We start from the raw sequence: 12083 nt of genomic DNA, 5'->3' as shown, positions 1-12083 counted from the left end.
CTGTTCAGCTCACTTCCACTCGGGACCGGGCGGCCACCCGGCCGGCCAGCCTGCCTGCTTGATCAACCGTTTCCGCGCGGGCCACCACGTGCCCGACGCGGCAGCTCGAATCCGCCGGCTCCGGCACCGTGTCGCCGGGCCGCAGGTGCACCTCGCTGTGCGTACCGGGCAGCTCGGGGATGGACACCTCCCGCAGCACCCCGCCGCGCCGGGGCAGCAGGAACCGGATCGTCGCCGCGTCCGCGCGGGAGGCGACCGTGTCGGGGACCCGTCCGAGCACCGCCTGGAGACAGGCCACGGCTTCACTCACGCCCGTCGCGGCCTCGACGATCTCGCACAGGTTGTCGCCCGGGAGGCGGGCGCCGGTCTCGATCACGTACGGAGTCCTGGCGCCCGGGGGGATCTTCACCTCCGTGTGCGCGATCCCGTTGCGCACACCGACGGCGAGTGCCGCCCGCGCCGCGACGTGCTGCACCGCCCTGGCGAGCGGCGGGGCCAGACCGGAGGGGCAGGTGTGCCCGGTCTCGATCCGGTACCGGCCCTCGGTGGTGTCCTTCCTGACCACCGGCAGGGGGTAGGCCACTCCGTCGGCGACCACCGTGTCGCACGAGTACTCCTCACCGGGGACGTACTCCTGCACCAGGGCCCGTGTGTCGAGCTCCAGGCCGTGCGGGTGGGCGTGGGTGTATTGCTGGGCCGCGGCGACCGCTTGGGTCAGCCGATCCGGGGTGTCCACCACGGACACGCCCCACGAGCCGCCCTGCTCCGCGGGCTTCACCACCAAGGGCCATCCCAGCTCGCCCGACCGCGTCACCCGGTGCGCCTCGGCCGCATCGTGCACGACCGTCCAGCGGGGGGCCGGGATACCGGCGGCGGCGAACGCCTCGCCCATCAGGATCTTGTTCCGGGCCGCGCCCGCGAGCAGCGGATCGTTGCCGGGCAGACCGACCCGCTGGGCGAGCAGGGCGGCGAGGGGGGTGAACAGTTCGAAGCAGGCGGCGATGCCCGAGACGGCGTGACGCCGGCAGAAGCCCTCCATGTCGCGCAGGGCCCTCGGGGTGTCCGCGAGATCCGTCGCGCACACCCCCGCGAGGGCCGACCGCAGCCACACCGGATAGCCGTCGTGGATGTCCTTGTGCGTGGCCGCGTACAACCGCAGGCCCAGCCGCTCGGCGGCCTCGACGAGGAAGCGCCCCGCGTTGCCCATCGGCTCGATCACCAGCACTGCCGGCCCGCGCGGGCCCCCACCGATCGTCATGCGACCAGCAAAGCCGCAGGACACGGCGGGCGACTATGGGCCTGACCGACGAAAACAACTCCGCGCAAGCAGTGGGCGTTTGGAGCAACGACCAGCCAACTCGCCGGTAACGGCCGGGCATTTGGTGCACACGCCCCATGGAGCGGCGCGAGCACTCCGTGGTCGGATCACCACGTCAGGTAACCCGCATCCGCCGTCCGAACGGAGATCACCACCGTGACCAGCCTGCACCAGCAGCTCTCCGACCACATCGACCAGGGCGTCATCCCGCCCTACCAGTACTCGTACCCGCCCCGCTCCACCTACCGAACCCTCCCGCAGGGCACGTGGTCCGTCCACGACGTGTGGGCCAGGGACCTCGCCAACTACCAGGTCCCCGAACTCAACCTCTACCTGCACGTCCCCTTCTGCGACCGCAAGTGCGGCTTCTGCAACCTCTACACGATCATCAGTACCGACGAGGACGTCTTCGACGCCTACACCGACGCCCTCTGTACCCAGATCCGCGATCACGCCGAGATCATCCAGGCCCGTCGCCTGCGCACCGTCTACATCGGCGGCGGCACCCCCGCCCTGCTCAAGCCCCGCCACTTCGAGCAGATCTTCACCACCATCGGCGCCGTCTACCCCAACTGGCGCTCCACCGTCGAAGAAGTCGCCGTCGAGGCCACCCCGTCCTCCATCGCCGACGAACCCGACGAGTTCAAGGCCCTCATCGACATGGGGCTCACCCGGGCCAACGTCGGCATCCAGTCCCTCGTCCCCCGAGAGATCCGCGAAGCCGGCCGCGGCGGCGAGGACGAAGACGTCATCCGCCGCGCCGTCCACACCGCACACGAACTCGGCCTGGCCGACCTGTCCACCGACCTGATCATGGGCTTCGCCGGACAGACCCCCGAGACCTGGCGCCACAGCGTGGACGAACTGGCCCGGCTCCGGCCCACCACCATCAGCACGTACTTCCTCACCGTGCGGCCGGACGCCTGGTTCTCCAAGACCGGCGCCTACCAGTACATGTGGCAGCCCGAGCTGTACGACCGCTACGACTACGCCCGCGAGGTCTTCCTCAAGCACGGCTACGTCCAGGAGGGCTCCGTCCGCTACAAGAGGCCCGGCCGAGGTGGCTACGCCCAGAAGGTACTCACCTTCCACGGCGTCCCCCTGCTCGGTCTCGGCGTGGGCGCGCGCTCCTACACCAGCGTGCTCGACTACATGAGCGGCAGCGTCAAGCCCTCGACCGCCGAGGTCGCCGATTACATCAAGAAGGCGAAGAGCCACGAACTCGCCCCTGTCACCGGCTTCGAGCTGACCGGCGAGGAGATCGTCCGCAAGCGCCTCGTGCTCGACACGTTCGACCTCGACCTCACGGAACTCGACCGCTTCGGCTACCAGGAGCACGCCGCCGAGTTCGAACCCATCCTCGACGCGGCCGAGTCAAACGGGCTCGTCCACCGCATCGGCCGCCGCGTCCAGCTCACTCCCAAGGGCTTCAAGTACCGCGACATCCTCTCCTGGATGTTCTACTCCGAGCCCGTCAAGGCACTCGACCGCGAGTACTACGAGAACCTCCACGCCGCCAACCGGCGCGCCCGGAACAACATGGGCGCGACTCCCTTACGCATCACCGGCATCGACCTGCGCGAGCGGGTCGCATGACCGACCTGTACATCGCGGCGGGCGGAGGAGGCGATCCCATCGGCGCCCTCGTCGCCGCCCGTACCGTCACCGTCGACCCGGCCCCGCCTCTGATCGCCACGTACGCCTGGGAACGGCCCGAAGTCGACCCCACCTCCAGGCCCCTCGGGCAACGGGACTTCACCGGGCTCGCCCGCGAAGCCGGCGGCGTGGCATTCACCCCCGCCGCCCGTGCCCGTCCTCCGGCCGGATCCACCATGCCGGGCCTGGCCAGGGACCTGCCCGTCCGGCTGCTGCTCCTCGACCCCGCCCAGGGTCTCTTCGCCCTGGCGCGACAGATCGAAGCCATGGCCGAAGCCGCCGGCGGCCGGATCCGCGTCATCGACATCGGCGGCGACATCCTCACCCACGGCGACGAGCCCACCCTGCGCAGCCCGTTCGGAGACGCCTGCACCCTCGCCGCCTGCCACCTCACCGGCATTCCCACCACCGTCTACGTCGCCGGCCCGGGCCTCGACGGAGAGGTCGGCGAACAGCTCCTCCTCGAACGCCTCACCGGCCGCCACCCTCTCACCCCGAGCCGGAGCGCGGCCTCGGCGGCCGGCCCCGCACTGGCCTGGCACCCTTCCGAGGCCTCCGCACTGTGGGCTGCCGCCATCCACGGCGCTCGCGGCTCCGTCCGCACCGTCCACCGGACCATCCGGCTCACCCCTGTCTCACCGCGGCTGTACCACCTGCCGCTGCGGGAAGCCCTCGACCACAACCCGGTCGCACGAGCCCTGCTGGACGAGCGCCCGGCAACCCTGGACGCGGCAGCCGACCTCTCCCACCGGCTCACCGGCATGCACGGGCTGGCCCCGGAACGCGACCACGCGTCCCGTGCGGACCCACCCGCCGGCAGCACCGCCTTCCTCGACCAGGACGAGGCGATGAAGACACTCCGCGAAGCGGCCGACGGAGCCGACCACGTCACCCTCCGGTACGCCGCCCGCACCCTCGACCTTCCCTGGACGGACATCCCGTCCCTGCGAGAGGTCCTCGGAAGCGACACCCCGCTGCTCCGGCTCACCTGAACCACCCGCCAGGGGGACCGGCGCACGGTGTGCCGGTCCCTCGTCGGCGCGTCGCCTCCCCGGCCGCTGTGACACTCCTGCGACACGAGCGGCACACGCTACGCACACAACTCCCTCGCATCGGCGTACTGTTGACCGAGTTCACACCCAGAACGGGTGTTGACGGTTTTACAAGAGGGGGGTTCAGGTGTCCCATCACCTGCGCACGAACAGTCACGCCCGGCGCGTCCGGCGTACCACCACGGCGGCGGCCGTCGCGGCCGTCCTCGCCGCGGGGCTGGCGACCGCACTGCCGGGCACGGCTCACGCGGCGGAGACGAGCGAGATCCTCGTACCCGCGCCCGACGCCTACGGCGAGGGGACGGAGACGGTCCTGGCGACCGGCGCCCAGGGCGTGCTGCACCGCGAGGGCGACAGTTACCTCTGGACGACGACCTACAACAGCACCACCAAGCCAGTCCCGGAGCTCGACGGCGTCCCGCAGGACGCCATCGTGCGCGGTCACGACGGGTTCAACCGCGTCGTCTACACCAGGCCGCGCGAGGACGGCGGCACGGACGTCGTGCGGATCGGCATCGAGGACCCGGCCAACACCAGCACCATCAAGGTGCCCGCCGGATACCTCAACCCGCGCGTCGGCAACGGCTGGGTGCTGGCCACCGTCGACCGGGGAGACGGCACCTACCAGTTGCGCGTCGCGCGCGGCGGCGACCCGGCGAGCGACCCCGTGGTACAGCTGCCCGCCGGAGCCACCACCGGGGCCGAGCCGATGCTCCTCGGCGCCTTCGACAACCAGCTGCTCATCGGCTACCGCACCGCCGACGGCACCCAGGGCTACGGCACCCTCACCGCGTACAACGGCAGGGTCGTCCCGCTGCCCGTGACCGGCGAGGCGAGCAGCTTCCGGATCACGCAGACCACCGTCAGCTGGTTCTCCCGCGAAGGAACCCCGGGCGTGCGGGTCATGCCCCGGGGCAGCACCGCCGCCCCGCGGATCGTGCCACTCGCCACGCAGGCGCCCGACAGCCGGGTCACCTCCTTCGTGGTGGGCGACAACGTCCTCTGGTACGAGGGCGACGGCGGCCCACTGCACCTCACCCCGTTCGCCGGAGCGGAGACCGAGCGGACGCTGCTCAGCGACGTGGAGCAGGCGTTCCTGCGCGCCGAGGGCACCGGCTCGCTGGTCACGCTCGGCAAGGACGCCGACGGCAAGCGCGCCGTGCACCACTTCAGCGTCGACGGCTCGGGGCTCGTCTTCGACCTGCCCCTGCGACAGGTGCCCCGGGTCAAGACGGCGGACGGTGCGATCACGGCGCTGAGCCTCGACCGGGGGAGACTGCGGTACGCCACCTCCCTCACCGGCACCCGGACGCTGCACGGCAAGAACATCGGCACCGGTCTCGACCCGGCGGACGGCGCCGCGCTCGCCGACTTCCCGGGCCTCGAGGCCGGCCGCTTCGCGGACGGCACCGACGAGGGCCTGGCCCGGCTGACCGCCGATCCGGCCACGGGCACCGACCTGCTGGTGACGGGAGACGACCCGGAGCACCCGGCTGACAGCTTCCCGCTGCCGGGTACGGGCGGCCGCATCCTGGACGCGGCACCGGAGTTCGTGCTCTACGAGGCGGGCGGACGGCAGTACGTCGTCGACACGGCCCGCGACCTCGTGGTCCGCGAACAGCCGGCGCAGGCCGCCGCACTCGATCAGAAGAGGCTGTTCAAGCCGGCGCTCAACCAGCCCGGCAAGGTCAAGGAGATCAACGTGCGCTCCGGCGAGCTGATCAGAACCGTCGACCTCGGCTCCTCCTGCGTGCCCGACGAACTCCAGTACAGTGGCTCCCTGTTGTACTGGAGCTGCGCCTCGAAGGACGCGGCGGGCGTACGCGACCTGACGACCGGGCACACCTACCCCGCCCCGGTGACCGGCGTCCTGCTGGGCGACCGCTTCACGGCCCACCGCGACACGTCCGGCGCGCTGCGTCTGACGGCCCTGCGGGCGGACGGCGGTACGGCCGACCTGGGCACCGTCACCGGGCTGAAGCAGCCCGCGGTAGGCGACGGACGCGGCTCCACCTGGACCGTCGACGCGGGCGCCGGCAAGCTGGTCTGGGTCGACGCGGACGACACCGCGCACGTCACCGCGCCGCAGCACGAGGTCTCCGCGCTGCGCGTCGCCCGCACCGCCGCTCCGCGGACGTCGGCCGGCGCGTGGGCCGCCGCGTGGTGGCTCTCCAAGCCCGCGGCCTCCTGGCAGGTGACACTCACCCGCCGCGCCACCGGCGAGGTCGTCCGTACCTGGACGGGCGAAGGCACCCTCAGCACGGTCCGGGTCACCTGGGACGGCACGTCCGAGTCGGGCACCCCGGTGGCGACTGGAGGCTACGCGTGGCGGCTGACCGCCACGCCGGCGGACGGCACGGGCGCGGACGCGACGGCCTCGGGCGTCGTGAAGGTCACCGACTGAGCCCAGCGCCGGACGGACGCCAGGCCCCTTCCCCGAGACCGCCTGGGGGAAGGGGCCTGGTCGTCAACGAAGCCGTCCTCGACGACCGGCAGCAGACCCGGTCGGCGCGGAACGTCACCGAGCCGCCCTGGAACAACCGCGCCGTACGCGCCACGGCGTCGGGGCGCTGCCTCGGCTCACAGCCCGCCGCGGAGTACGCAGCGCCGGCCCGCGCCGAAGACCTGTCGGGTCTGCCGCCGGCCTGCATCGCCCGCGCGGAGTTCGCCCCGAACCGCGACGAGGACATCGACGACGCGCTGCGCCTGCTCCAGGCGGACGGGTCGGTCGAGCTGCACCAGTGGCCCGGCACCTTCCACGGGTCGCCGGCGATCCAGTCGGCCGAGGTCTCCCAGCGCCGACTCGCCGAGAGGGGCGCCGCCCTGCGCCGTGGTGGTCTCGCCCGGCGAGGCCGGCGAGGCCGCCGGTCGCCTACTCCGGGGGCGTGGGGGTGTCGTGGGTGCGGTACATCGCCTGCACGTCCAGCTCCAGTTGGACGGTCGGCCCGACGACCGCGATGCCACGGGCCAGCATGGAACGCCAGTTGAGGGTGAAGTCCTCCCGGTGCAGTTCCGCCTTGGCGAGCGCCGCGCAGCGCAGTTCCTGGTCGTAGCCGCCGTTCACCGTCCCGAGGTAGGTCGTGTCGAGGCCGACGGAACGGCTGGTGCCGTGCATGGTGAGCGTGCCGTGCAGCGTCCACTTGGAGCCGCCGCGGTAGGCGAACCGGGTGCTGGTGAAGTCGATGTACGGGTAGTGCTCGACGTCCAGGAAGTCCGCGGAACGCAGGTGGTTGTCCCGGGTGTTGTTGCCCGTGGTGAGACTGGAGGCGTCGATGCGTACCGAGACATGGGAGTCGGCCATGTTCGGTGCGACGCGGATACCGCCCTCGAAGCGGGTGAAGCGGCCGTGGACGTGCGCCATGCCCACGTGCTTGGCGATGAAGCGGATCGCGGTGTGCGGAGGATCGAACAGCCAGGTCCCGGCAGTCGGCAGTTCCAGCTGACGGGCGGACTCCAGCGCGACACGCACGGGGGGCAGCGCCACTCCGGCGGTGATGTCGATGCTCTCCCGGGCCGGTGACAGACCCTCGGCCACCGTCATCACGCTGTAGGAGCCGGCCGGCAGCGTGGCCATGAACCAGCCGTTCGGGTCCGTGGTCCCGTGGGTCGCGACGCGGTGGCTGTCCAGGGCGGTCACCGTGACCTCGGCTCCGCCCATGGGCTGGCCCATGGGGTCGACGACCTCGAAACCGAATCCCCCCGCCCCGGGCGGCAGAGGGACCGAGAGGCTCGATGGGGCACCGGACGCGCCGCGGGAACGCCGGCGTCGGAGCAGCCCGAGGGCCATGGAGTTCACCTTTCGTCACATGTGTCACCGTCGCGGCCCGCTGGACCTCTTTCGTTCGCGGTCGTCAAGAACCTCCCGGAACGGGTGCAGAGGCGCGGGGCGCCGGTTCGTTAACGATCATAAAGCCGTGGACGAATGGAGGATCACTCAGGGTATTGAGCTGCGAGAAACCATCTCCTGGCCGATTATGCGGCGCACATCAGCACATCAACGAGGTAGATCGCCACCTTCGGCCCGATGGTTTGCAGTGGTGTTGTGGCGAAGAACACGGAGTGCGGAGCCGATCCTGTTCGACGAGTCGCACCCCATGAGCGTGGTCCCCCGGGTTCGGGGTCACTTCCGGGGTGCTCGCCGCCCTCGCCGCCCTCGCCGCCGCGCGACGAACGAGGCGCGGCGACGGAGAGGGGGAGCCCCGTGGCACCGGTGCCGACCGGGAGCGGCGACATCACGTAGCCGCGCCCCTCCAGGGGCGGAGCTTCTCGGGGTTCCGCACCCCCCAGATGCGGGTGATCCGGTCACCGCTGACGTCGAACGCCATCACCGCCACAGTGACGTCGTCCAGTTGAAGCACCACACCGGGCTGACCGTTGACCGTGCGCTCCAGGAGCGCCAGGCCGGGTGCCCTGTCGGCGAGGTCGACGAGGTAGCGCGCGACCTGCTCGCCGCCTTCGACCGGCTGGAGCGCGGCGTTGACGAGGCCACCGCCGTCGGCGATCGCCGTGACGCCGGGGTCGAGGAGCCCGACGAGGGCTTCGATGTCCTTGGCGGCCCATGCCTGCTTGAAGTCCCGGACCACCTCGGCGCGCTGGGCGGCCGGAGTCGCGGGTGCCTGTGACGCGCGGAGGCGGCGGCGGGCCGAGGAAGCCAACTGGCGGCACGCCGCGGGAGTGCGGCCGACGATCTCGGCGACTTCGGCGAAGGGGTAGCGGAAGACGTCATGGAGGACGAACGCGACGCGTTCGGCCGGGGTCATCGACTCGAGCACGACGAGGAAGGCCATGGTGACCGACTCGTCGAGCGTGACACGGTCGGCCGGGTCGGCCGTCCGCCCGGCCGGACGCCCGTCGGCCCACACGGTGGAATCGGGCAGCGGTTCCGGGATCCATTCGCCCACATAGCGCTCTCGCCGCGCCCGTGCCGAGCCGAGCTGATCGAGACAGATACGGCCGGCGACCTTCGTCAGCCAGCCGCCGGGGGAGTCGACGGCCTCCCGCGCCTGCGGGGACAGGGCGTACCAGCGGGCGTACGTCTCCTGTACGACGTCCTCGGCGTCGGCGAGGGACCCGAGGAGCCGGTAGGCGAGATTGATCAGCTGACGCCGCTCACTCATGATCACGCTCAGGCCCGGATCGAGCGGACCGTCTCCCGGCTCGGACTGGTTCTCCATGGTGGCGTCGCTCCCTCGGCCGTTGCTTCCTTCTCCCGTACGACGAGACAGCCCTCCGGAATGTGAGGTGCGCACGTCGCCTCACATTCCGCGGGGCTGCCTCGTCGTACTGCTGGGACGAACCCGCTCCCACGTACACCTGTTCCGCCCAGGGGGTGGAACGGCCCGGCGACCAGCGCCGCCGTTCCGTCCGCCGAGGCACACACCTTCAGGAGAGCCAGCATGCCGACCCCCATCAGCCTCAGCGAGCTGACCGGCGACTACGACCTCGACACCGCCCGCAGCCGCATCGGGTTCGTCGCCCGGCACACGATGGCCACCAGGGTGCGCGGGCAGTTCGACGAGTTCGAGGGCGGGGCGTACCTGGACGGCGATCACCCGTCCGCATCCAGCGTACGGATCACGCTGCGGGCGAAGAGCATCCGGACCGGCAACCCGCAGCGCGACGACCTGCTGCGCGGCAAGTTCCTGGACGTGGACGACCACCCTGCCATCGCCTTCACCTCGACCGAGGTGACCCAGGTCGACCGGACCCACTACAGGGTCACCGGATCCCTGGCCATGCGCGGGGTGGCCAAACCGGTCACCCTGGACGTCGAGTTGACCAGCGGCGCGAGCGACCCCCAGGGCAACGCGCGGGTCGGCTTCCAGGGCAGCGTCACGATCAACCGCAATGACTGGGGCGTGAACTGGAACGCCGGGACCGCTGCCCTGGTGAGCCCGAAGGTGGTTCTGGAGCTCGAGGTCACCGCGATCCGGCGACGGTCCTGACCATGTGTCCTGACCGTGTCGTGGGCACGGTCGTCGGCAGGTCCGGGATCGCCTCCGGCATCGTGCCGCTGGTCCTGGTCGGCTTCGGCCTGGGCGCCCTGGCCGGCTCACTGGTCGGAGGGCGCCTCGGCGACCACCGCCCGCACACGGTCACCATCGCCGCCGCCGCCGGAGCCGCCCTCCTGCTGCTGGCGATCTCCCTGCTGGCCGGCTACGCCGTGCCCACCATCATGCTGGTCACCCTGCTCGGCTTCTTCGGTCTGGGCGCCAACCCGGTGCTGATGGCCCTGGCCGTCCGCTTCGCGATGCAGGCACCCGTGCTGGCCTCCGCGCTGACCGTCTCCGCGTTCAACCTCGGTACCGCCATCGGCTCCTGGATCGCGGCCTCACCCTCGACTCCTCGCTCGGGACCACCGGCCCCGCCATCGTCGGCACCGTGATCGCCGCCCTCACCCTGATCCCCACCGTCACCCTCGCGCTCCTCCAGCGCCGCCGCCCGGCAGCAGCCGTTGCCTAGGCCACCGCGGACAGCGCACACCCCGGCAGCAGGCGGCGTGGCCATCGCGGTGGCCGGAGACAAGACCATCCACGAACTGACCACCCATCTGCTGCCGCATCCGCCCGCGCGGGTTGTCGGCGTCGCAGTTGCGGGCCCTTGCCCTCATCGTCCGGGGTGGCGGCGGACCACCCCGCGGGCTTGGGGGGTTGAGCTTGTACCCCCCCACAAACCCGACCTGCCACGCCCGGCGCGGAAGCGGTTCCCTGGAACCGCGCCTCGGTACGACACCACCGACCGTCGCGCCTTTCTCCCCACCGATCGAACATGAGGTTCACTCCATGGAACGTCGCCAAGCAACTCGTCGAAGATCTCCTCGCTCGTCGCCTCGCACGGTGCGAATCCGTTCAGACACATTCCTGGTCACCCCGCCTTCACGTCTCCGCGCGATCGGCGGCCAGCACCGCCGCGAGGCCCTCTTGCAGATCCCTGACGAAGTAGGCGGGGACCTCCAGGGACGGGAAATGGCCTCCGGTCTCGGGTGCGTTCCATCGGACGATCCGCCGGTAGCGCTCCTGTGCCCAGGGGCGCGGGGTCTTCTCGATGTCGCGGGGATACATGCTGACGGCTGACGGGACGTCGACCCGCAGTTCGGGGTCCAGCGAGTTGTGGCTTTCGTAGTAGATACGGGCCGCTGACGCGCCGGTCCGCGTCAGCCAGTACAGGGTGACGTCGTCGAGGATGCGGTCCCGGGAAATCGTCTCGAACGGGCTGTCCTCGGTGTCCGACCACTCGGCGAACTTGTCGAGGATCCAGGCAAGAAGCCCGACCGGCGAGTCGACGAGCGAGTAGCCGATGGTCTGCGGTCGGCTCGCCTGCTGCTTCGCGTACGCCGCGCGGTGGAGCCAGAAATCGCGGGTCTCCTCGGCCCACTTCCGCTCGAGCGTCGTCAGCCCGTCCGTCGACAACCCGGGCGGTGCCTCCGCGAAGAGTGTGTGGATGCCGAGAACGTGCTCCGGGAACCTGCCGCCGAGAACCGTGGTGATGTTGCCACCCCAGTCGCCGCCGTGGGCCGCGAACCTGTCGTAGCCGAGCCGTCCCATCAGTTCCACCCAGGCAGCCGCGATCCTTTCGGTTCCCCACCCGGTGGCGACCGGCTTGTCGCTGTAACCGAAGCCCGGCAGCGACGGGACCACGACGTGGAACGCCGGCGCGTCCGCGGTCTTCGGATCGGCCAGCTCTTCCACCACGTCGATGAACTCGACGATGCTGCCCGGCCAGCCGTGGGTCAGGAGCAGCGGAGTGGCATCCGAGCGCGCGGACCGGCAGTGCAGGAAATGGATCCCCAGGCCGTCGACGGTCGTCCGGAACTGGCCGACGCGGTTGAGGCGCTCCTCGAACGCCCGCCAGTCGTACTCGGTGCGCCAGTAGTCCACGAGATCGACGAGGTCGGCGAGAGGGACGCCCTGCTCCCATCGGCGGGCGCCGGGCGCGGCGCCGTGGACGGTCTCGGCCTCCGGCAGCCGCGCCGCAGCCAGCCGCGCGCGCAAGTCGTCGAGGTCGGCGTCGCCGGCGTGGGCTTCGAAGGGGCGCACGTCGCTGCTCGGGCGGTTCAT

General features: G+C 71.2%; 10 protein-coding genes. 6 read left to right on the top strand and 4 right to left on the bottom strand.

The window, feature by feature from the left end:
- Window positions 1–4: 4 nt before the first annotated feature.
- Complete coding sequence (locus ACIRG6_RS08025) at window positions 5–1258, bottom strand: ATP-grasp domain-containing protein (protein ID WP_403321539.1); 1254 nt, start codon at window positions 1256–1258, stop codon at window positions 5–7.
- Between the two features lie 216 nt (window positions 1259–1474).
- Between ACIRG6_RS08025 and ACIRG6_RS08020 the strand changes: the two genes are divergently transcribed.
- The 4 genes from ACIRG6_RS08020 to ACIRG6_RS08005 all read left to right on the top strand — a co-directional run bounded on the left by ACIRG6_RS08020 (window position 1475) and on the right by ACIRG6_RS08005 (window position 7014).
- Window positions 1475–2914 (top strand): coproporphyrinogen-III oxidase family protein, encoded by a 1440-nt coding sequence (locus tag ACIRG6_RS08020; protein ID WP_403321537.1) that lies wholly within the window; start codon window positions 1475–1477, stop codon window positions 2912–2914.
- Window positions 2911–3966 (top strand): DUF1152 domain-containing protein, encoded by a 1056-nt coding sequence (locus ACIRG6_RS08015; RefSeq protein ID WP_403321535.1) that lies wholly within the window; start codon window positions 2911–2913, stop codon window positions 3964–3966. Before ACIRG6_RS08020 ends, ACIRG6_RS08015 begins: the two co-directional genes overlap by 4 nt.
- A 187-nt stretch (window positions 3967–4153) precedes the next feature.
- Window positions 4154–6430, top strand: coding sequence for a FlgD immunoglobulin-like domain containing protein (locus ACIRG6_RS08010; protein ID WP_403321532.1), 2277 nt, complete (start codon window positions 4154–4156; stop codon window positions 6428–6430).
- Window positions 6352–7014 (top strand): alpha/beta hydrolase fold domain-containing protein, encoded by a 663-nt coding sequence (locus ACIRG6_RS08005; protein ID WP_365023696.1) that lies wholly within the window; start codon window positions 6352–6354, stop codon window positions 7012–7014. Before ACIRG6_RS08010 ends, ACIRG6_RS08005 begins: the two co-directional genes overlap by 79 nt.
- Here the strand turns inward: ACIRG6_RS08005 and ACIRG6_RS08000 are convergent.
- A complete protein-coding gene (locus ACIRG6_RS08000; protein ID WP_350716359.1) occupies window positions 6899–7813 on the bottom strand; it encodes a YceI family protein in 915 nt (304 codons plus the stop codon). The genes ACIRG6_RS08005 and ACIRG6_RS08000 overlap by 116 nt on opposite strands.
- Window positions 7814–8258: 445 nt before the next feature.
- Window positions 8259–9200, bottom strand: coding sequence for an RNA polymerase sigma factor SigJ (gene sigJ / locus ACIRG6_RS07995; RefSeq protein ID WP_403321529.1), 942 nt, complete (start codon window positions 9198–9200; stop codon window positions 8259–8261).
- Window positions 9201–9422: 222 nt separating this feature from the next.
- Here sigJ and ACIRG6_RS07990 point away from each other — a divergent pair, with 222 nt between their 5' ends.
- Together ACIRG6_RS07990 and ACIRG6_RS07985 are read left to right on the top strand one after the other, a co-directional pair.
- Window positions 9423–9971, top strand: coding sequence for a YceI family protein (locus tag ACIRG6_RS07990; protein WP_364678203.1), 549 nt, complete (start codon window positions 9423–9425; stop codon window positions 9969–9971).
- 2 nt (window positions 9972–9973) lie between these two features.
- On the top strand, window positions 9974–10411 hold the full coding sequence (locus ACIRG6_RS07985; RefSeq protein WP_403321526.1) for an MFS transporter: 438 nt from the start codon (window positions 9974–9976) through the stop codon (window positions 10409–10411).
- Window positions 10412–10901: 490 nt separating this feature from the next.
- Here ACIRG6_RS07985 and ACIRG6_RS07980 read toward each other — a convergent pair whose 3' ends face one another.
- The gene (locus tag ACIRG6_RS07980) at window positions 10902–12083 is read right to left on the bottom strand and encodes an epoxide hydrolase family protein (protein ID WP_403321523.1); all 1182 of its coding nucleotides are present in this window, start codon (window positions 12081–12083) and stop codon (window positions 10902–10904) included.

Origin of the sequence: Streptomyces flaveolus (genome assembly GCF_044765825.1) — a bacterium.
Classification (GTDB): Bacteria; Actinomycetota; Actinomycetes; order Streptomycetales; family Streptomycetaceae; genus Streptomyces; species Streptomyces flaveolus.
The sequence above is the reverse complement of the archived record's forward strand: the minus strand, read 5'-3'. Positions and strand labels throughout refer to the sequence as shown.